This window comes from Arthrobacter monumenti (assembly GCF_054511255.1).
The window spans coordinates 161,691-183,075 of record NZ_JBTNCY010000009.1; the positions used below are offsets into that span (position 1 = coordinate 161,691).

At 59.4% G+C, this 21,385-nt stretch carries 18 protein-coding genes; 6 read left to right on the plus strand and 12 right to left on the minus strand.

Annotated elements, in window-relative coordinates; all coding sequences use genetic code 11:
- Window positions 1-3: 3 nt before the first annotated feature.
- From thrS to ACX80B_RS14990, 4 genes are all read right to left on the minus strand, one after another.
- Window positions 4-2,034, minus strand: coding sequence for a threonine--tRNA ligase (thrS, locus tag ACX80B_RS14975; protein WP_459297550.1), 2,031 nt, complete (start codon window positions 2,032-2,034; stop codon window positions 4-6).
- Between the two features lie 170 nt (window positions 2,035-2,204).
- Complete coding sequence (locus tag ACX80B_RS14980) at window positions 2,205-5,579, minus strand: DNA polymerase III subunit alpha (RefSeq protein WP_459297552.1); 3,375 nt, start codon at window positions 5,577-5,579, stop codon at window positions 2,205-2,207.
- Window positions 5,580-5,609: 30 nt separating this feature from the next.
- Window positions 5,610-5,924, minus strand: coding sequence for a DUF6504 family protein (locus ACX80B_RS14985; RefSeq protein ID WP_459297554.1), 315 nt, complete (start codon window positions 5,922-5,924; stop codon window positions 5,610-5,612).
- A gap of 182 nt (window positions 5,925-6,106) precedes the next feature.
- On the minus strand, window positions 6,107-6,412 hold the full coding sequence (locus ACX80B_RS14990) for a chorismate mutase (protein WP_459297556.1): 306 nt from the start codon (window positions 6,410-6,412) through the stop codon (window positions 6,107-6,109).
- 19 nt (window positions 6,413-6,431) lie between these two features.
- Here ACX80B_RS14990 and ACX80B_RS14995 point away from each other — a divergent pair, with 19 nt between their 5' ends.
- The 3 genes from ACX80B_RS14995 (at window position 6,432) to ACX80B_RS15005 (ending at window position 8,013) form a co-directional block, all read left to right on the plus strand.
- Complete coding sequence (locus tag ACX80B_RS14995; protein ID WP_459297558.1) at window positions 6,432-6,869, plus strand: VOC family protein; 438 nt, start codon at window positions 6,432-6,434, stop codon at window positions 6,867-6,869.
- Between the two features lie 65 nt (window positions 6,870-6,934).
- Window positions 6,935-7,639, plus strand: coding sequence for an SOS response-associated peptidase (locus ACX80B_RS15000; RefSeq protein ID WP_459297560.1), 705 nt, complete (start codon window positions 6,935-6,937; stop codon window positions 7,637-7,639).
- A 149-nt stretch (window positions 7,640-7,788) separates the two neighbouring features.
- Window positions 7,789-8,013 (plus strand): mycoredoxin, encoded by a 225-nt coding sequence (locus ACX80B_RS15005; protein WP_459297610.1) that lies wholly within the window; start codon window positions 7,789-7,791, stop codon window positions 8,011-8,013.
- Here ACX80B_RS15005 and ACX80B_RS15010 read toward each other — a convergent pair.
- Complete coding sequence (locus tag ACX80B_RS15010; protein WP_459297562.1) at window positions 8,010-8,819, minus strand: DUF1684 domain-containing protein; 810 nt, start codon at window positions 8,817-8,819, stop codon at window positions 8,010-8,012. The two genes, ACX80B_RS15005 and ACX80B_RS15010, sit on opposite strands and share 4 nt — an antisense overlap.
- Before the next feature lie 107 nt (window positions 8,820-8,926).
- Here ACX80B_RS15010 and ACX80B_RS15015 point away from each other — a divergent pair, with 107 nt between their 5' ends.
- Both ACX80B_RS15015 and ACX80B_RS15020 read left to right on the plus strand, forming a co-directional pair.
- On the plus strand, window positions 8,927-10,012 hold the full coding sequence (locus tag ACX80B_RS15015; RefSeq protein WP_459297564.1) for an S-(hydroxymethyl)mycothiol dehydrogenase: 1,086 nt from the start codon (window positions 8,927-8,929) through the stop codon (window positions 10,010-10,012).
- A complete protein-coding gene (locus ACX80B_RS15020; RefSeq protein ID WP_459297566.1) occupies window positions 10,012-10,662 on the plus strand; it encodes an MBL fold metallo-hydrolase in 651 nt (216 codons plus the stop codon). The genes ACX80B_RS15015 and ACX80B_RS15020 overlap by 1 nt, the downstream gene beginning before the upstream one ends.
- An 84-nt stretch (window positions 10,663-10,746) precedes the next feature.
- On the opposite strand, the gene ACX80B_RS15025 is transcribed toward ACX80B_RS15020, so the two are convergent.
- The 7 genes from ACX80B_RS15025 to ACX80B_RS15055 all read right to left on the minus strand — a co-directional run bounded on the left by ACX80B_RS15025 (window position 10,747) and on the right by ACX80B_RS15055 (window position 20,140).
- On the minus strand, window positions 10,747-11,589 hold the full coding sequence (locus ACX80B_RS15025) for a lipoate--protein ligase family protein (RefSeq protein WP_459297568.1): 843 nt from the start codon (window positions 11,587-11,589) through the stop codon (window positions 10,747-10,749).
- A 17-nt stretch (window positions 11,590-11,606) separates the two neighbouring features.
- The gene (locus ACX80B_RS15030) at window positions 11,607-12,392 is read right to left on the minus strand and encodes a thioesterase family protein (RefSeq protein WP_459297570.1); all 786 of its coding nucleotides are present in this window, start codon (window positions 12,390-12,392) and stop codon (window positions 11,607-11,609) included.
- Window positions 12,393-12,481: 89 nt separating this feature from the next.
- Entirely contained in the window at window positions 12,482-13,456 is a 975-nt protein-coding gene (gene nrdF / locus ACX80B_RS15035; RefSeq protein ID WP_459297572.1) for a class 1b ribonucleoside-diphosphate reductase subunit beta, read from the minus strand.
- Between the two features lie 88 nt (window positions 13,457-13,544).
- Window positions 13,545-15,671, minus strand: a complete 2,127-nt coding sequence (gene nrdE / locus ACX80B_RS15040; RefSeq protein ID WP_459297612.1) for a class 1b ribonucleoside-diphosphate reductase subunit alpha — start codon at window positions 15,669-15,671, stop codon at window positions 13,545-13,547.
- 14 nt (window positions 15,672-15,685) lie between these two features.
- On the minus strand, window positions 15,686-16,177 hold the full coding sequence (gene nrdI, locus ACX80B_RS15045) for a class Ib ribonucleoside-diphosphate reductase assembly flavoprotein NrdI (RefSeq protein WP_459297574.1): 492 nt from the start codon (window positions 16,175-16,177) through the stop codon (window positions 15,686-15,688).
- 34 nt (window positions 16,178-16,211) lie between these two features.
- On the minus strand, window positions 16,212-16,457 hold the full coding sequence (nrdH, locus tag ACX80B_RS15050; RefSeq protein WP_459297576.1) for a glutaredoxin-like protein NrdH: 246 nt from the start codon (window positions 16,455-16,457) through the stop codon (window positions 16,212-16,214).
- Window positions 16,458-16,936: 479 nt separating this feature from the next.
- Window positions 16,937-20,140, minus strand: a complete 3,204-nt coding sequence (locus tag ACX80B_RS15055; protein WP_459297578.1) for a S8 family peptidase — start codon at window positions 20,138-20,140, stop codon at window positions 16,937-16,939.
- 273 nt (window positions 20,141-20,413) lie between these two features.
- On the opposite strand from ACX80B_RS15055, the gene ACX80B_RS15060 reads away from it, so the two are divergent.
- Window positions 20,414-21,376 (plus strand): LysR family transcriptional regulator, encoded by a 963-nt coding sequence (locus tag ACX80B_RS15060; protein WP_459297580.1) that lies wholly within the window; start codon window positions 20,414-20,416, stop codon window positions 21,374-21,376.
- Window positions 21,377-21,385 lie beyond the last annotated feature (9 nt).

Below are 21,385 nucleotides of genomic sequence, written 5' to 3' on the forward strand. Positions count from 1 at the left end.
GTCCTACCTTTCCCGGTTTCGTACCGCTTCAATAATGCGGTTGACGGCTTCGTCGACCGGGACGCCGTTATCCTGGCTGCCGTCACGGAAGCGGAATGAGACCGCACCTGCGTCGACATCCTCGCCGCCGGCGATCAGCACGAAGGGGATTTTTTCCTTGCTGGCGGTGCGGATCTTCTTCGGGAAGCGGTCAGAGCTGATATCCACTTCGGCCCGGATGCCTTCGTCTTTGAGCCTGTCTACGACGTCGAACATGTAGTCGTTGAAAGCATCCGCAACCGGAATGCCGACTACCTGCACGGGGGCCAGCCAAGCTGGGAAAGCACCGGCATAGTGTTCGGTCAGCACGCCCATGAACCGTTCGATGGAGCCGAACAAGGCGCGGTGGATCATCACCGGGCGCTGACGTGAGCCGTCGGCGGCCTGGTACTCGAGTTCAAACCTTTCGGGCGTGTTGAAGTCCAGCTGAATGGTGGACATCTGCCACGTCCGCCCGATCGCGTCACGGGCCTGCACGGAGATTTTCGGGCCGTAGAACGCAGCTCCGCCGGGATCCGGAACCAGTTCCAGCCCGGAAGCCTCCCCCACTTCGGCAAGCGTCTTCGTGGACTCATCCCAGATCTCATCGGAACCGACGAATTTTTCCTCATTCTTAGTGGAAAGCTCCAGGTAGAAGTCCTCCAGTCCGTAGTCCTTCAGGAGGCCGAGAACGAATTCCAGCGTCTTGGTCAGCTCGTCCTTCATCTGCTCACGGGCACAAAAGAGGTGGGCATCATCCTGTGTCATGCCACGGACGCGTGTCAGTCCATGCACCACCCCGGACTTCTCGTAGCGGTAGACCGATCCGAACTCGAACATTCTCAACGGCAGTTCACGGTAGGAACGCCCGCGCGAACGGAAGATCAGGCAGTGCATGGGGCAGTTCATCGGTTTGAGGTAGTAGTCCTGCCCGGGTTTGCGCACTGTGCCGTCGTCGTTCAGTTCCTCGTCTACATGCATCGGCGGGAACATTCCGTCCCGGTACCAGTCCAAATGACCGGAAACTTCGTAAAGCTTTCCCTTGGTGATATGCGGCGTATAGACGAAGTCGTAGCCGGCCTCGACGTGGCGCTGGCGGGAATAGTCCTCCATCACCTTGCGGATAATGCCGCCCTTGGGGTGAAACACCGGCAGGCCGGAACCAAGCTCGTCGGGAAAGGAAAAAAGGTCCAGTTCGCTGCCCAGTTTGCGGTGGTCTCGTCGTTCGGCTTCAGCGATGCGTTCCTGGTAGGCCTTCAGATCCTCTTTGGTCGGCCAGGCCGTGCCGTAAATCCGCTGCAGCTGCTTGTTCTTCTCGCTGCCGCGCCAATAGGCCGCGGCCGAACGGGTCAACGCGTAGGCATTGGAGATTATTTTGGTATTGGGCAGGTGCGGGCCCCGGCACAGATCTTTCCAGACCGTCTCGCCGCTCTTGCGGTCGACGTTGTCATAAATGGTGAGCTCGCCGGCACCGACCTCAACGGAAGCGCCTTCGGCACCGTCCAGTTCGGCGTCGAGTTCAGCCTCCGCCGATTCGCCCTTCAGGCCGATCAACTCGAGTTTGTAGGGCTCGTCGGCCATTTCCTGTCTGGCTTCTTCCTCCGATACCGCCCGGCGCCGAAAGAGTTGATTGCTGTTGACGATCTTGAGCATCATCTTTTCGAGCTTCTTCAGGTCCTCGGGGGTGAAGGGCTCGTCGACGTCGAAATCAAAGTAGAAACCATCGGTGATATAGGGGCCAATCCCCAATTCCGCGTCGTCCCGCAATTGCTGAACAGCCTGTGCCATGACATGGGCAGTGGAATGCCGCAGTACGTTGAGCCCGTCTTCGGAACCAATCTCGACACCATCAACCTGCGCACCGTCGTCGTGGATTGGTGCATCCAGGTCCTTCAACTCACCATTGACACGTACGACGACGATGTCCCGCTGTCCTGCGAACAGTTCAGCACCGGTAGTGCCCGGGGTCACCTTATTCTCTTCGCCGTTGACGATGAGGGTGATGTTGTTGGGCACGTCGGTCTCCTGAAATCGGGTCGTGGGCTATTGGAACAGCAGCATACCGGGGCCACTGTCAGCCTTCACCGATGTTATCGCCCATAGCGTCGGCGCCACCAATCTTGAAGGTCCACCGAGTCGCAGCCCGCGCGAGGCCTCGGGGGACAATGTCTCCCCCGGTGGAAGGGTTATCGTCCAAGGGCAAGAGGTTTGCGGTTTCGCGCCAAGGGCAAGGTTTCGGTATTGGATAGATCCCAAGCGTTCGTAGCCTGCAGACTCATTCCTCTTGGTCCTGTGCGGCGCGTCAGTCCCTTGATCAACAGCAGCCGGGTGCCGAAGAGCAGCGGCCCGGCCTGCTCCTGCGCTTCATGGAAGAATGTGCAGTCCACACAGCCGGTGCCATCGTCGATGCTGATAAAGACCACCCGGCGACCTCCACGCATCGGTGGAGTCTGGGTTGCGACACGGATTCCGGCCACCATTACTTCAGTGCCGTTACGCAGGCCCAGCAGATTCGCTGATTCCGTCACTCCCAGCTCCTCCAGGATCGGGCGGTAGCTGTCCATTAGATGGGCGCTGACATCCAGGGCCAGCAGATCCAGCTCCGTCCGGACTTTCTCCTCCATCGGCGGCTCCGGCAGGGCAGGTTTCAAATTGGTCAGTTCAAGATCGCCGAGGGGCAGTGATAACTGCCCCTCGATGGGTTCATGCTTGCGTTGTGCCGGGCGGGAAGGGGAACTGTTGAGGTGGTGGATTAAGTCCGCACGGCTGCCGGTGCCATGTACGTGTTGATTCAAGGAATCAAATGCGCCCAACTGCGCCAGCCGCTTCATGCTGGCCCTTCCGACTCTGGCACGGGTGCGCAGATCTGCGAGCGAATCGTAGGGTTGGCCGGCCACAATACGTTTGAGTTCAGTATGGGAAAGTCCGTAGATTCCGGCCAGACTCAACCGGATGCCCAGTTTCCCGTCAGCAATACGTTCCACCCGGTATTCGCCGGTGCTGCGGTTAATGTCCAGAGGCAGGATCGGTATACCCATCCGCCGGGCCTCCGCCACCAGCAATCGGCGCGGATACATACCCGGATCGTGTTCCCAGATCCCGGCCAGGAAAGCTTCGGGATGATGTGCTTTGAGCCAGGCTGACTGGTAGGTGGGTACGGCAAATGCCGCCCCATGGGCCTTGCAAAAGCCAAAACTACCGAAGGCTTTGAGCGTATTCCAAACCTTGTCCACCACTGCGGGGGGATAACCTCTTGCTGCCGATTCCTTCCGGAAAAAGTCCTCCACCCCTGGTTCGGCCTCTCCGCTGCCAAGCAGCCGCCGGAGCTCGTCCGCCTTGGCCATGCCGCAGCCGGTGAAGACGTCAAAGGTCCGCAGCACTTGTTCATGGAAGACCGTCACCCCGTGGGTTTCGGCGAGCGCCGGTTTGAGGTCCGGATGCGGGTAGCTCTCGGGAGCCCATCCATGCCGGTGCTCCAGGAACGGGCGGACCATATCGGACTTCATCGGCCCTGGACGGAACAATGAAATATCGATAATCAGGTCGTTGAATTCGCGCGGGGCAAGTTTGCCTATCAGCTCCCGTTGTCCCGGCGACTCAATCTGGAAACAGCCCAAAGTATGTGTGCTGCGGATCAGCTCGTACGTCGGCTCATCATCGAATGGCACAGCCTCGAGATTAATCCGGCCGTCCGCGGCGACGTAATCAGGAACGCAGCCGGACTCGTCCTGGTGCCTGCCTGCTTGAGCAACCTCCTGGCGTGATGGGTGGATACGGATAATCTCCTTCAGCGCATAGGCCATCGCACTTTGCATCCGCACTCCCAGCACGTCCAGCTTCAGCATTCCCATCGGATCCATGTCGTGCTTATCGAACTGCGACATCGGCAGCCCCAGTCCGCTGGGTTGGACCGGGGTGCGGTCCAGCAGGTTCTTGTCCCCCAGAATCACGCCGCACGGGTGCATTGAAATATGCCGTGGCAGCCGGTCCAGCCGTTCTGTCAGATCCACCAGCAGATCCAGTTGCTGATTCTGTTCCACCCTGGAGGAAAAGTCCCGCAGCTCCGGTTTTTCGGCCATGGCTTCACGGAACTTTGCAGCCGAAAACCGCCACAGTTGTTTGGCGATGGCGCCGACATCGTCCTCATTCATTCCCAGCGCAAGCCCGGCGTCACGGACGGCGCCCCGGGCACGGTAGCCGTTCTGCATACTCATCAGCGTGACTCGTTCAGCCCCGAACCGTTCGAAAATCCGGTGGTAGACATTGTGCCGCTCGGCGCTTTCAACATCGATGTCGATATCCGGCAGCGTTGAGCGGTCCTGCGAAAGGAAACGCTCAAAGATCAGATCGTGGTTGAGCGGGTTCACCTGGCTGACATTAATCAGATAGTTCACCAGGGACGAGGCCCCCGATCCCCTGGCCGCAGCCCGGACACCCATTTCAATGATCATCTTCGAAACCTCGGCCACGGTCAGGAAATAGGAGGAGAACCCCAGCCGGTCAATGATCTGCATTTCATGATTTAACCGTTCCCGGAGCTTCCGCTCCTCCGCCCCGGAAATGCCGCCGAACCTGCGGCCGATGCCCGCCTCGCACCGCTGCCAGAGCTCGGCTACCGGGTCCTGGTCGATCCCGATCACCGATGCTTCGGGAACGACAGGCTGTTTCCACCCCATATCAGCCGCCGGATCCATCCTGCAGCGGTCGGCCAACTTCTCTGTAGCCGACAGCAGGTCGGCGGCGCCGGATGTACCAAGATCCGCAGCTTTGGCGATCTCCTTGGCCAGCGATTCCATCTGTGCCGGCGTTTTCAGCCATCCCTGCCCGTTCGGCTGCAGGTCGGTCAACTTCTCCAGAGCAGTCAGTGCCCGGGCGGAATCCAGCACATCAGCGGTGGCTGCACCATCAATTCCGCAGTACCGCACCGCATTGGTCAGTACGGCGGGAACATTGCGTTCCCTGGCCAGTTTGAACAACCGCACTCCATGGGCGGTACTCAATGCCTCGCCTGGCGGACTCAAGTGTGTCACCACTTCGGCCGTCACCGAACCGGCTGGAAGCACTGCCAGCCACCGGGTAAACAACGAACGGGCGGTGGAATAACTGCGGGTCCGCAATGCTTGGCCGACATCGGAATGCGGGCCAATCAGTACTGTCAGCACAGGGTTGAGAGTGACTGGATCCAGGCACCGTGAGGCCAGCTCCTCCAAGGTGACGCCGACATGCTTACGTGATTGCGCGCCGGTATTCGCATGGGCATCGGAAATCAGCCGGCACAGTGCCCGGTAGCCTGCTCCCTGCAATTCGCCATGGGCAAGTACGACGACGCGGCCGCTCACCTGAGCGTCGCGCAGCACGGCCAGATCCACACCCACGATTGGATCAATGCCTGCCGCCATGCAGGCTTTCAGATGCTTGACTGTGCCATAAAGACCGTCACGGTCCGTGCAGGCTAAAGCGTCCGCCCCGTCGCCGGCAGCCGTCCCGGCCATGTCTTCGGGCCAGGAGACGCCATAGTGTGCACTGAAGGCGGTTGAAACGTGCAGATGGGTGAAGCTCATATATATCCGGGGAAGAGTTTCCGCACAGTCCTATGCACTCAAGTCCTGTACGGCATCGTGAATTTTCAATAACCGCCAGCGTCCTGAATCCACCTGGTGCACTATGTCCAGGGTCCGCAGCTCCGACCTGTCACTGACTCTTGCCTGCACACGCCAGATCTCATGATCCACCAGTCCAGCGCCGCGGCCCCGCTCGGCCCGTAACTCCTCTTCCCACCATTTGCGCCGTTGATACCAGCGCAACGGTTCCGCTTCGATCTCGTATGTCCGGTTCTGCCAGACCAGACTTAGAGGCTGCCCCGCAGACGAACACACCACTTCCACCGACTCGCTGAAGACACCCAACTCCAGTCACCTCCCAACGCAATCCCACACCATTCTCGAATATCTGTTCGAGTAAGTTCAAGTTTACTCCTGTGCACCGACAAAACACAGATGTCCTTAAACCTGCAGGTGAGAGGGCACGCGACGCCTGGGAACGACGGGAAATGAGACAACCGTCCAGTGTGAAACGGTCAGGGGATCCTTCAGAAACTGCTGCGCTGAACCTTCAGCTCAAGCTCGATGAAAGCTTCAATCATGGAACGGTAAGTTGCTTCAACCACTTCCGGGCTGACCTTCGATTCGGCGGCGAGGGATCGAACGGTGGAGATCACCTGCTCGACGCGCTGGGGTGAACGGACCGCGGCTGCATCTTCCTTCAACGTGCCGGCGATCCGCACCAGCCGTTCACGCCGGGCAATCAATGCCACCATCTCTTCATCTATTTCGTCGATGGCAGTACGGACGTCGTCCAGTTGCTGTTTATGGGCATTATCGTCATCGGTGACCATTTAGTGAGAATATCGATGTATGCAACCTCATGTCGACGTTCTGACCCTTGGTGTCCGTGACCTGGAAGCGTCCCGGCGGTTCTACCTGGATGGCCTGAAATGGGCGCCGACGATGGATGTCGCTGCCGAAGTGGTCTTCATCCAGGTGGGACATGGCTTGCTGCTGGCACTGTACGACATTGAAAAACTTGCTGCCGAAGCCGGTGCCGACCTTCAGTCCGGAGCCGTACCCCCGATCTCGCTGGGACACAACGTACACAGCGAGGAAGAAGTCGACGCTGTCCTGGCCCAGGCCGGGAATGCGGGCGGAAGCATCATCGCAGCCGGACGGAAGATGAGCTGGGGCGGATACTCCGGCTACTTCGCCGATCCGGACGGTTTTCGCTGGGAAGTCGTCTGCAATCCCGGGCTAAGCGTGGAAGCGGATGGCACTGTGCGCATCGGATCTGCCGAGTAACCGCATCGGCAGATGCGCTCAAAACGTTCGAAGCGGAATCACTGTGACTAAACCATAATGGAAACATGTGTGGCAGATACGTGATGGCACGAAGCACCGGCGACCTTGTCGCGTCGTTCAATGTCGACGAATCTTTTGAAGGGGAGATCGTTCCTTCCTACAACGTTGCACCGACCGACGAAGTCCCGCTTGTCATCGAGCGCCATGCCGGAAGCACGGAACAAAGCCGGCAGTTGGCAACAGCACGGTGGGGTCTCGTCCCGTCCTGGTCAAAGGACCGGAAGTCGGCAGCCCGTCTTATCAACGCCCGGATGGAAACCATCACTGAGAAACCCTCGTTCCGGCAGGCCGCTTCACGACGGCGGGCGCTGGTGGCGGCCGACGGATATTTCGAATGGCAAAAAACCGTAGAGGGCAAAATACCGACGTACCTCCACGGCGGCGACGGCGGAATTCTCGCCTTCGCTGGTCTCTACGAGTACTGGCCCGATCCGGCCCTGCCGGAGGGCCATCCGGAGAAATGGCTGCGGACGTGCACAATTATCACCACCAGCGCAACAGATGCGCTCGGTCACATTCATGACAGAACGCCCCTGATTGTCCCGCCCAGCCTCTATTCCGACTGGTTGGATACGGCCGTCAGGAACCCTGCCGACGTGCAACAGCTTTTGGACGCGATGCCGGAACCCAAGCTCACCCCGCGGGTTGTCAGCTCGAAGGTCAACAGCGTCCGCAACAATGGTCCGGAATTGATTGAGGCAGCAAGCTGAAGCACATCCGCCACCGCCACGAGCGGGAATGACTGGCGATGAGGAAGCGTTGAGACCAGTGATAACGACATTGCCGCGGATAATGCGGCCCTGAATCTGAACCAAGGAGCTAAACCGTGGAGTACACCCCGGACGCCGGCAGCATCACCATGTTCTCGACCACCTGGTGCGGATATTGCCGCCGGCTGAAGTCACAGCTGGATGCAAAGGGTATTGGCTACCAGGAAATCAATATTGAAGAGGTCGAGGGAACTGCCGCTCTGGTGGAGACCCTCAACGGCGGCAACCAAACCGTGCCGACCGTTCTCTTCCCCGATGGTTCAAGTGCTACGAACCCGTCGCTGGCAGAGGTTCAGAGCCGCCTCGCGGCCTAATACTCCTTCTCCCCCGCCTCCACCGCAAAGGGCAGCCGGTTTTCCGACGGCGGGAGCGGGCAGGTGGCATGCCCGGTGAACGAGCATGGCATATTCACGGCACGGTTGAAATCCAACATCACGTTGCCGTCCTCGTCCGGGGCCGGAATATACAGCGCCCGGCACAGGCTCGACGTGCTGGCCCCGGACGTTCCGTCGGTAAACAGCACCTGGAATGAATCCGGCTCCGTGCCGGGGAATGCCGTCAGCCGCTGCGTCTGCCCATAGGCGGTGAATTCAATCGTCCCCGGGGATAGGTACTCGTGGTGCACCGACCGCACCACCGAGCCCACAGTGACGGTATGCCGGTCGGCCCGGAACCGGCCGGCAAACTGCCAGCGCGGATCCGGTTCAAATGTCGCCACACCCTTGAACGCATCCAGAGCCGGGGCGTCCGGGTGGCGTGGCCGCAGGAAGCAGTAACCGCCGCGTCGGGCGATTTCCACCGCGAAGGCCTCAGTGCGAACCGTTACGGACTCCCGTTCGTGAAGCGTTCCAAACGCGTAGCGGCCGGAAACAGGCTCGCCTTCGACGAAGAGTTCCTCTCCTTCGTCCAACTCCACCACGATTCCGCTGCGGTCGCTCGACCAGGTTCCCGGGACGCCGTCGTACTTCTGCGGGTCGCTGCTCAGCCAGTGCATCGCCGTGACGGATAGCCAGCCAAATGGCTCCGCCAGCTTCGCCTCACGGGTCAAATGCCACGCTTTCCATTCCTTCATAAAGGTCCGCTGATCGATTGTTGGAACGGAAGCGGCGGGTTCACTCATGACTTCATCATAGGAACCGCCGAGGGGTTTTTCCTATGATGGGGGGACGACGCTTTACCAAACATGCGGCCAATCAGGTTTTTCGGCCGCCGGAGAGGATAATCAACGTGGTTCATAAAGTACGCGGAGTCATTGCCCGCGCGAAAGATGCAGACGTGACCGTGGAGACCATCCTCGTTCCTGATCCGGGCCCGGGCGAGGCCTTGGTGGATATCATCACCTGCGGCGTCTGCCACACGGACCTGCATTACAAGCAGGGCGGAATCAACGATGACTTCCCCTTCCTGCTGGGACACGAGGCCACCGGCGTCGTCAACGCCGTTGGTGAGGATGTCACCGAGGTTGCCCCGGGCGACAAAGTAATCCTGAACTGGAGGGCCGTCTGCGGCCAGTGCCGGGCATGCAGCCGCGGCGAACCCCAGTACTGCTTCGACACCGCCAACGCGACGCAGAAGATGACGCTCGAAGACGGCACGGAGCTCTCCCCAGCCCTCGGCATCGGCGCCTTTGCGGACAAGACACTCGTGGCGGCCGGTCAGTGCACCAAGGTGGACCCGGATGCGGACGCTGCGGCAGTCGGATTGCTCGGATGCGGCGTCATGGCAGGCATCGGCGCCGCGATGAACACCGGCAATGTCGGCCGTGGCGACTCGGTGGCGGTCATCGGCTGCGGCGGCGTCGGTACGGCGTCTATCGCGGGTTCACAGCTGGCGGGTGCGACGACGATCATCGCCGTCGACATTGATCCCAGCAAGTTGGAGAAGGCCAAGTCAATGGGCGCAACGCACACCATTAACTCGAAGGAAACCGATCCGGTGGAGGCCATCCGGGAACTCACCGGAGGCAACGGAGCCGACGTCGTGATTGATGCCGTGGGCCGTCCCGAAACCTACACTCAAGCGTTCTATGCCCGCGATCTGGCCGGCACGGTGGTACTGGTCGGAGTTCCCACGCCCGATATGAAGATTGAGCTGCCGTTGCTGGACGTGTTCGGCCGCGGCGGGGCGCTCAAGTCGTCCTGGTATGGCGACTGCCTGCCCTCACGCGATTTCCCCATGCTGGTCGACCAGTACCGGCTGGGCAGGCTGGATCTGGGGGCCTTCGTAACTGAACGAATAAAGCTGGATCAGATCGAGGAGGCGTTCACCAAAATGGGAGAAGGCAAGGTTCTCCGATCGGTGGTGGAACTCTAATGACTGAGACTGCAAACAGCTCCGCCCTCCGGATCGACCACCTCGAGACCGCCGGAACGTTTTCCCTCGACGGCGGTACTTGGGAAGTTGAGAACAACGTCTGGCTCGTGGGAAACGATGAGGAATGCATCATCATTGACGCCCCGCACGACGCCAGCGCGATCATCGATGCCGTCGGTGGCCGACAAGTTGTCGCGATTCTGCTGACGCATGGCCACGACGACCATATCAAGGCAGTGCTGGAGCTCGCCGATACTGTTGGCGGTCCGATTTACCTGCATTCCTCGGACTGGATGCTGTGGGAGCGCGTCTTCCCCAGCGTGGATCCGAGCCATGAGATTCAGGACCGGGACATTTTCGAGATTGCGGGGCAACGGATCAAGGCGCTCCATACCCCTGGCCACTCGCCCGGTTCCACATGCTTCTATTTGGCCAGTGAAGGTGTGGTTTTCACCGGCGACACGCTCTTCCAAGGCGGGCCCGGTGCCACCGGACGTTCGTTCAGCGATTTCGAAGTGATTATGGAGTCGATCCGCGACCGGCTCTTCACCCTGCCGCCTGAGACCGTCGTCCACACCGGCCACGGCGGCTCAACCACCATCGGGGCGGAGGCTCCGCACTTGGAGGAATGGCTGGCGCGCGGCGAATAAACGCAGCCACTACGGCGATCGCAAGGTCGCCGGTGGTGTGTCTGACGGCGGTAACGTCGCCGGCAGCGTACGACGGCGGCAGGCTCACCGAGGTGGGTCTGCCGCCGTTGCTGTGTGTGAAGCAAAGTGCTGGAACGATCCAGGTTGCAGTGTGGCATGTGCAGAGTAGGACGTTAATACGGCGGTTCGCACCTTATCGACCGTCAGGCCCGGTACCAGATCTTCCGCCGCTCCTGCGGTCGCTAGATTCCACTCCAGGTCCAATGCCGCATAGACATCGGTCAAGACCGCCCGAATCGATGCCGAATCCTCAACCACGATGGAGGAAGAAAACAGCCAGGCACCGGACACCACGCGCTGGGCCGTACCAACGAGCTTGAGGGCTGACGCTGGAACCCCCAAACCTTGAGGACCGTCGCCGGCGTCCGCTGTCAGCGACCCTTCTGTCCCGTTGGGAATTCCGTGCACGGTAAATTCTCCGGGGCAATACTCCCCCGGGATCTCCCCCACGCCGGCGTTCACGCCGGTCGATCTCAGAGCCGCAGTCAGCAAATCCGCGAAAAAGGCGAAGCGTTGCTTTGTCCCCGCGATGGAATCATCGGAGGGCTCGACGTGATCGACGACGAGACAGCCTTGATGGTAAGCCGCCGCCCGTCCTCCCGCCCGCCGGATCAATGGGACGAAACCATGGACCAGACAAGCTTGCCGGGCTGCTTCAAATCCGGGCAGCCGCGTATCCCGCTGTCCGAAAGCCACAGTCGGCTGCGGCACGTAGAACCGAAGTGAAGGGCTCAGCTGTCCATTCCGGGCTGCCTGAAGCAAGCCGATGCCGTGCTCCAGATCGGCGGCGGCGCCAAGCGTGGACTCTTGCTGGATTACGGATATCCTGTCCGCTATCCCGGGCGGAAGTTCAGCTGAGGAACCCATACGATTGAAGGCGGCAGTCAGCCAGCGGGCAGCTGGCGGACGGTCAGGATTTGTTCGGCGCGGCCAAAGGGGCCGTCTGTGTCGTTGAGGATTGTTGAGGTGAGCCCGACTCCGTCGGCTGCGAAGGTGACACTCGTGTCCAACCCCAGCAACTCACCCGATGGCTGGCGGTACAAGTGCATTTGCAGATCGAGATTCGGGAACATGAAGCTTCCGGGTCCCGGCGGAACCCTCGATGAAACTCCGTTGGCCGTATCGATCAAGCCCAGAAGGTGGACGAAGTCGGGGGTCTGGAGACCCTCGATCATTCCGTACGGTGAGCGGATCCATGCCTGTCCGCTTCCCCTCCGGTGGCCCGGAATTACGCGGATGTCCAAAGAGGCGATGTAACCACCTGGCCACTCATCCATGCCGTCCCAGGGAACGGCTTGTTCCACGCCGGGCATGGCCTTATCTTCGAATGCAGCCACCGCCGCGGTGTCGCTCTTGATCAACCGCCACGCTGTGGCCCTTACTGCAGTTCTCCCGCCGGCGGACATCTCCGCCTGGATCAGTTCAATCGTCCGGCCGGGGCGGATGGTTGTCGTCGTAACTTCGAATTCGCCGCCCGGAATCATCCCCAGGATCTCGTAACTGATCCGGGCCATCCGCATGTCCGGCCTCGGCTCGTGCTGCTCAAGGCAATGCGCGATCAACCCGGAGACGGGGGCCATGTGCTGCTCTTCCGGATTCCAGGCGCCCTGTGCGAGGATCGTCGATTCAAATCGGCCATCGCCCAGCTGGCGGTAATACGAGTCAGTCATGGTGCCTTTAATGTGGTCGGGACAGGTCCGGCTTCATTATTCCCCACTTCGATAAACTTGCGCATTTCGTATGCCAGGTTAGGTGGTGACTAGAAGTCCCAGTCTTCGTCTTCGGTGTTCACGGCCTTGCCGATCACGTAGGAAGACCCGGAACCGGAGAAGAAGTCGTGGTTCTCATCCGCGTTCGGTGACAGCGCCGAGAGGATCGCCGGATTGACGTCCGTGACGCTGCTGGGGAACATCGCTTCGTAGCCGAGATTCATCAGCGCCTTGTTGGCGTTGTAATGCAGGAACTTCTTGACGTCCTCACTCAGTCCAACGCCGTCGTAGAGGTCATGGGTGTACTGGACTTCATTTTCATACAGTTCATATAGCAGTTCGAACGTGTAGTCCTTGATCTCCTGCCGGCGCTCTTCGGAGACTTTCTCCAGTCCACGCTGGAACTTGTAGCCGATGTAATAGCCGTGGACGGCTTCATCGCGGATGATCAGGCGAATCAGATCCGCCGTGTTCGTCAGCTTGGCCCGTGAGGACCAGTACATCGGCAGGTAGAAGCCGGAGTAGAAGAGGAAAGACTCCAGCAGCGTGCTGGCTACTTTGCGTTTGAGCGGGTCGTCACCGACGTAGTACTCCATGACGATCTGCGCCTTGCGCTGCAGGTTCTCATTCTCGGTGGACCAGCGGAAGGCGTCATCGATTTCCTTCGTGGAACACAACGTGGAAAAGATCGACGAGTAGCTCTTCGCATGCACGGATTCCATGAAGGCGATGTTGGTGTACACCGCTTCCTCGTGCGGCGTGATCGCATCCGGAATCAGGCTGACGGCGCCGACAGTGCCCTGGATCGTATCCAGCAGGGTAAGGCCGGTGAATACCCGCATGGTCAACTGCTGCTCCTCTGGAGTCAGTTGGTTCCATGACTGGACATCATTGGACAGGGGAATCTTTTCGGGCAGCCAGAAGTTATTGACCAGCCGGTTCCAGACCTCATTGTCCTTTTCGTCCGGAATCCGGTTCCAGTTGATCGCCTCAACGTGGCTGAGCAGTGCCACTTTTTCACTCATGTCGCGTCCTCAAAATTAGTTGGTTGGCTGTGTGGCGGGGGAACGACGACGGCGTGTTCCGCCATCGAAATGTAGTTGCCTTGCGCAATTACAGCATGCAGGAAACACAACCCTCTACCTCAGTCCCTTCAAGAGCCAACTGGCGCAGGCGAATGTAGTAAAGGGTCTTGATGCCCTTGCGCCAGGCGTAGATCTGGGCCTTGTTGATTTCACGGGTGGTGGCGGTGTCCTTGAAGAACAACGTCAATGACAGCCCCTGGTCCACGTGCTGGGTGGCTTCGGCGTATGTATCGATGATCTTCTCGTAGCCGATCTCGTACGCGTCCTGATAGTAATCCAGGTTGTCGTTGGTCAGGTAAGGCGCGGGGTAATACACGCGGCCGAGCTTGCCTTCCTTGCGGATTTCAACCTTGGACGCGACCGGGTGGATCGACGATGTCGAGTTGTTGATGTAGGAGATCGATCCTGTCGGCGGTACTGCCTGCAGGTTCTGGTTGTAGATCCCGTGTTCCATGACCGACGATTTCAGTTCCCGCCAGTCCTCCTGGGTCGGGATGTTTACACCGGCTTCCTCAAAGAGCTCACGGACGCGTTCGGTTTTCGGTTCCCACACCTGGTCGGTGTACTTGTCGAAGTAGCTGCCATTGGCGTAGTCCGACTTCTCGAAGCCGCCGAACGTTTCACCGCGTTCCATCGCGATCCTGTTTGAGGCGCGCAGCGCGTGGTAAACCACGGAGTAGAAGTACATGTTGGTGAAATCCAGGCCTTCTTCGGAGCCGTAGTAGACCCGTTCCCGCGCGAGGTAGCCGTGCAGGTTCATCTGTCCCAGGCCAATCGCGTGCGACTGGTCGTTGCCTTTCTCAATCGAAGGCACGGATGAAATGTGGCTCATGTCGGAGACCGCGGAGAGGCCCCGAATGGCGGTTTCAATGGTCGTACCGAAGTCCGGCGAGTCCATCGCCTTGGCAATATTGAGAGAACCGAGATTGCAGGAGATGTCCTTGCCGACCTCGTTGTACGACAGATCATCGTTATAGGTCGTCGGCTGGGAAACCTGAAGGATCTCTGAGCAAAGGTTGCTCATGATGATCTTGCCGTCGATCGGGTTCGCCCGGTTCACGGTGTCTTCGAACATCACATAGGGGTATCCGGACTCGAACTGGATCTCGGCCAGGGTCTGGAAGAAGTCGCGGGCCTTGATCTTGGACTTCTTGATCCGTGAATCGTCGACCATCTCGTAGTACTTCTCGGTCACCGAAATGTCGGAGAACGGCATGCCGTAGACGCGTTCCACGTCATAGGGAGAGAACAAGTACATGTCCTCATCCTTCTTGGCCAGTTCAAAGGTGATGTCCGGAATGACGACGCCGAGCGAGAGCGTCTTGATGCGGATCTTTTCGTCGGCATTTTCACGCTTGGTGTCGAGGAACCGGTAAATGTCGGGATGATGTGCGTGCAGGTACACCGCACCGGCTCCCTGGCGGGCGCCAAGCTGGTTGGCGTAGGAGAAGGAATCTTCCAGCAGTTTCATGACGGGGATGACGCCGGAGGACTGGTTTTCGATGTGCTTGATCGGCGCGCCGACCTCACGGATGTTGGTCAACGCGAAGGCAACGCCGCCGCCGCGCTTGGACAGCTGCAGGGCGGAGTTGATGGAGCGGCCAATCGACTCCATATTGTCCTCGATGCGCAACAGGAAACAGGAGACGAGCTCTCCACGCTGCTTCTTGCCCGAGTTCAGGAAGGTGGGTGTTGCCGGCTGGAAGCGGCCGTCAATAATCTCGTTCATCAAATGCGTGGCGAGCTTCTCGTCGCCCCCGGCAAGGGCCAGCGCGACCATGCACACCCGGTCCTCGTAGCGTTCCAGGAAACGCTTGCCGTCGAAAGTCTTCAGCGTGTAGGAAGTGTAGAACTTGAAAGCACCGAGGAAGGTTTCGAACCGGAACTTCTTCTTGTACGCGCGGTCATATAGCTCGCGGATGAAGTTCATCGTGTACTGGTCAAGGACCCCGCGCTCGTAGTAGTCATGCTTGACCAGATAGTCGAGGCGTTCCTCCAGGTCGTGGAAGAACACAGTGTTCTGGTTCACATGCTGCAGGAAGTACTGGTGTGCTGCTTCCCTGTCGGCTTCAAACTGGATCTTGCCGTCCGCTCCGTAGAGGTTCAGCATCGCGTTGAGCTCGTGGTAGCCCAGACCTTCAAACGCCGCCGGCATTGGCTTCTTCTCTGCTACTTCCGGCTCTGCAACTGTCGTGTCCAAAACTCTTCCAATCCCTCATGAACCTTGGCGACGTCGTCGGGCGTGCCCATCAGTTCGAATCTATACAGGTGGGGAACCTGGCACTTGGCTGCAACGATGTCGCCGGCCAAACAGTATGTTTCCCCGAAATTTGTGTTTCCCGCGCCGATAACGCCGCGGATCAGTGAGCGGTTTTCCTCGCAATTGAGGAATTTGATCACTTGCTTCGGCACCGCTCCCTTACCTGAAACTCCACCGTAGGTGGGCAGAATCAGTACGTAAGGTGCTCGTGCGTGAAGGGTTTCTTCTTGGGTGCGAAGCGGGAGTCTTCCCGCCGGCACACCCAGCTTTTCAACAAACCGGTGGGTGTTCCCTGATATCGAAGAAAAGTAGATCAACTGCGCGTCGGTGAAGTTACCCGCCGGACTGTCGTGTGCTCCAGTGGCTGCATCTTTCAGCTCTGCTGTAGCTGGCGATGACATGGGTACTGCTCCTTAGCGTCAATAGCTATGGAAATCAGGCCACCGATGTTGCTGACGACTGAGCAAGTTCGTTGATCTTGTCGGGACGGAACCCGGACCAGTGATCCTTCTCAGTGATGACAACCGGTGCCTGCATGTAGCCGAGGGACCGGACCCGGTCGAGGGCTTCAGGGTCCTGGGACATGTCCACGCTTTGATAGGTGATGCCCTTCTTGTCCAGAGCCCGGTAGGTTGCGTTGCACTGAACGCACGCTGGTTTGGTGTATACCGTTACGGTCATGGTCCCTCTCCCCTTTAGAAGTGTCTCTAACTGCGTTGTAGTGGTGACTGCTGAAGCGACTACATCCGCCTCTTCCTCAAGACGTTGTTTGCCGGTTTCCGGAGTACACCCCGCCAGCTCTGGTGCTGTTCTTCGATACTACATCTAGTGCGCCTTCGTGAATGGCACCCCAACATGATGTATTACAAGTATGTCATTACCGGGACTAATAGTCCACAGTTCCAGCGTCGGATCTTCAGCTGTAAAGCCCGTCTTTTCGCCTTTCCAAGAGCTCCCGTCCACAGCCTGTGGAGGAGAAACCCACAAGTAAAAAGTCCCGTGTCGCCGTACCTTCGGCGTGTCGGAAAGTGCCCCTGGACAGAAAAATGCGGTGCAGTGGATATAACCACCGCACCGCATTTTATGTTCCTGATTTACACCCTCGAAGGCGGAGAGTCAGGTGATGCCGATGCCTCTATCGGCAGTGTCTGGAACAGCTGCTACGAGGACTTGCCCGGCTTGCAAGGTTCCAGTTGAGAGTGAGCGGGCGGGCCCTGCTCACCGGAATGGCTGGGCTTCCCCTGCTCGCCGTTATGAGGTTTGCCCGGTGCCCGGCACGGAGCATCCCCAGTACTGACGGTGACTACCGTGTTGACCTTGGAATCGCCGTAGCCGACTATCCCCATGTAGGCGGCGTTGTGGTCCAGCCCTTCCCAGGACAACTCAATACTCGTCTCAACGCCTTGTTGCGCATCGAGCGTCGATGGCGATGAAACCAGCGGTGTGTCCGTGTCGCTGGATGGAATGGCAAAACCGGTCAGATCGAATGCCGCACGCTTCGAATTCTCCGGGGTGGAGTAGACATTGGCCTGGACCAAATACGTGCCGGCATCGGGCGTGCTGATCTGTACTTTTTCATCGGCGGAGGCTGAGGCGGACTGCCAGAGGGAGTCCGGAGCGCCAGCCGAATCCAAATGGACCACCACAAGATCCAGATCCGCCGTATCGTCGACGGAATCCAGGTCGAAGGTTGCCAAACGGGCGCCTTCAGCGACGTCCATCTCGTAACTTATCGTCTGCCCCGCGGTTCCTTCACCGCTGTGTTCCTTACTGCCCACAGCACCGTCGATTGGAGCTCCCAGGAATCCGTTGACGAACTGACCTTCCTCAGGCGTGAAGAGATGTCCTTTGGCCAGTCCGAATGTGTTCACTGCGATGTCACCATCGAGGCCCGGCGTAACCGCCATGTCGATGCTTCCTTCGGTGCCCTCGCCGGAGACAGTGGCGGGAGCCAGCATGCTCGCGGGTGAGGCCGCCAGCGGCATCCGGACGGTGTTGCCATTGCCGGAGGTCCAGGTCAGGTAGCCGTCGGAGAACGTGTCCATTTCCGCATCCGACCGTTTGAAGGTCACATCAAAGGATTTGGACTGCCCTGCCTCATCAAAAGTCAGCGTCGACGGAGAGACCGTGACGTCAAATCCGGGCATATCCGCATCGGCGGTATACGTGCCAGGTTCTGTTGAGACGACGGTGCGAGTAACGGTGCGCGGTCCTGCCATCGAACCGATGGCGATCGAGGGTTGGTTCAGTTCACTGCCCTCGATATCGGGAACGTCTGTGCCAAGATCGTAGCCAAGGCCCTGAACGTAGCCGAACCAATCGTCCGAACCGGCCGGGAAGTACAGGCCAGGCTGCAGGTAGCGCGTCGGGTCTACATGTCCGGCTCCCTGAGTGAATACATCCTTCACGGGTTCGCCCGAATTGTCGACAAGGTTGTATGCAGTCGTCATGAGTGCCGACTTAACCTCCGCCGGGCTGGCATCCGGTTGTTCGCCCAGGTACAGGGCAGCCAGTCCGGCAACATGCGGTGACGCCATGGATGTACCGGACATCAATACCTGCTGAGGATCTTCACCCTCGGCATTGGCGCCGGCTGCCAGGATCCCTGTCCCAGGTGCCGTGACGTCGGGCTTCAGAATGTTGGAACCGTCCGCCAGTACCGGTCCACGACTCGATGATTCGGCGATCTGCGGTGCCGGAATGACCATCGGATTGACCGCTTCGCGGATCATGGAGGCGGTGGCGCCTTCGGTGGCAGCATAGGCGCGCAGTTCGTCCCGGTGTTCCGCCGTGAGGTGGACAGTCGGAACCGGATACTGCAGAGCGAAGACGCTGCTGGTTTCGCCCGGCTTATTGACCAGTACCATGCCGGCACCGCCTGCGTCGGCGACTTCGGTGGCCTTTTCAATCAGGGCGATTTCACCACGGTCACAGACCACGATTTTGCCGCTGACCGCTTCGGGATCGAGCGAACCGGAGGCACATATCTGTGCCTTGGGGTTGCCCTCGAGAGCGGCGTTTTCCGCCAGGATCAATGGGGTCTTATCCAGCCCGGCGTCGGAAATACTCAATGATGCACCGGTCAGATTGGCGTCGTTCCCAAGGACCACGGTGGACTGCGGCGTGTCGTAGGTGCTGTTTCCTACAGTGGTGATCCACGGGGAAGCATTATCCAGTGTCGAAGCACCCGGTCCGGAGTTGCCGGCGGAGGCGGCGACAAAAATTCCGGCCTCAGCCGCACCCAGGAAGGCTTGATCTATCGGCGACACCGTCGACTGAGCCGCTCCGCCTCCAATGGAGTAGTTGATGACATCCACACCGTCGTTGGTGGCGGCTTCGATAGCTGCCAGCAGGTCCGTCGTGGCGCAGCCGTCGTCGGTGGTGACGTCGGGGTCATTGCCCGTCCAGCAGGCCTTGTACGCAGCGATTTTGGCGGCCGGTGCGACACCTGAAATTGTTCCCATGTCGATGCCGTCCAAGTCTGCTTCAACACCGAAGTTGCCTGCAGCGGTGCTGGCAGTGTGCGAGCCATGGCCATGCCCGTCGCGCGGTGAACCGTACTCGCCGTCGGTTACCGGAGTGCCGATATTGGCGGCTCCGAATCCTTCCACGAAATACTTCGCGCCGATCAGCTTGGTACTGCAGTCGTCAGGGGTGAATTGCGCGCCCGCCTGACAGGTACCGGTGAACGTTCCGCCGTCGGCCCTGTTGAACGTGATGGTTTCACCATTCAGGTAGGGAGTGTCGGCGGAGACCTCATCGGTGAGGTCGTCGCCTGCGAAGGAGGGGTTCTCCGGAGCGATTCCGGTATCGATGACACCGACTACGATGCCCTTGCCTGCTTCGTCCGTGCCACCGATCTCTTCCCAGACTCCGCCTGAGCCCTCGGCGTCACTGCCGAGTCCGAGGAAGTCGGTGGTGCTCTGCTGGATCTTGTGCAGCTGGTTCTTTTCGACGCTGATGACGTCCTTGTCCGCTGCCAGCTTCTTGGCCTGAAGCGCCGTCATCTCCGCGGCGAAGGCGTTGACAGTCAACGTATAGTTCCGGGTCGGCTCCGCCTCAACTTCCGTGGCGACTTTCTTCTGCTGCTTCTTCAAATGCGCTTGATACTTCTCGACGGCGTTCGAGTTGGCATTGAGCTGTTTGCCGTTGCCGGGTGCCGTCGCGGGAATACCGTTCACGCCGCCGTCGTAAGAACTGGCTGCGTCCTGTGCCAGTGTCACGATGTATGTGGCACCGTCCACAAAGCTGGAAGTATCAATTGCCTGGCGCTCCGGCAGCGATGGGGATGTATCCGACGGCTGCGCGTATGCGGTTCCACCCGCCGCCGTCGCGGCCAGTGAAATGGCGGCAGTTGCGGCCATAAACCGCCCGGTGGTTCTTCTGAACGAACGCGCGGAATTCCTGGATCTCTTCTTATTCACAACTCTCCAATGGTTCGGAAGGTGGAGGCAGGTTGCGGATGCCTCAGCAATATTGCCATCGTGTCCTTCTTTGTGACGTCGGGCACAACGGGTCAATCCTACTGGCTTCCACAGCTTCTTAAGGCCAAGGCCCGCCGGGTGTGCTCGAATCCCAGCTGCCACGGCAGTCACATTGACATCATTATTGTAAATTGCTGAGCTAAAGTTTTCCTTATGGTCAATCCGATTCATCTCCGGACACTTCTGGAGGTCACGCGGTTGGGGTCCTTTGCCTCTGCCGCCAACCGGCTGGGATATACGGCGTCGGCTGTGTCCCAACAGATGTCGACGCTGGAAAAGGAAACGGGCGTTGAGCTCTTCCACCGTTCGGCGCGAAGTGTTTTGCCGACAGAGGCCGCCGTCGTAATGTCCAGGCACGCCACCAAAGTACTGTCCGACATCGACGCCCTGTTGGCCGCGACGGCCCGGACACATAAGAACACTACCCAGGAACTGCGGCTGGGAATATTTCCCAGCCTTGCCACGCATGTACTCCCCCGGCTGATGCAGATGCCGGCGTGGCATGATCTGGGAATCAGCCTGAAAGTTTCAGTTGCCGAACCGGCGGAGACGATCCAGGACCTGCGCGCCGGCGGGGAACTCGATGTGGCTCTGGTCTACCAAGTGGGCCAGACCGGCCTGGCCTGGCCTTCCACGATCAATAAGCAGTGGATCGGTGATGACGACTTCCGCGTCGTCCTGCCTGAGTCCTGGGGCATCGGTCCTGGCTCGGAAGTGAGTGCGTCGCAGCTCTCCGATATGCCGTGGATAGTCCACCATCCCGGAACGAGTGACGCCGCTGTTATTGAACGGCTCTTCGCCAGCTGCAATCTCCATCCGCGTGTTACCGCGCTGTGCGATGACTTCAACGCCAGCCTGCAGATGACGTCGGCCGGTATCGGTGGGTCGCTGGTTCCTGAACTGGCGTTGCTGAACCGGCCTCCCGGCGTCGTTGTTTTGGATGTTCCGGAAATCAGGTTGGCCAGGAACCTGTTTGCGCTGCTCATCAGCGACAAGCAGACGGCAGAGGTCGGCGTCTTTATCGACTTGCTGGCAGAGATTCTGGAAAAGCTCAATATCTCGCCGGACCGGTCGGTACGCCATCAGGATCGCGGGAAGGCACGAAAGCCGGCATGAGAAAGGCCC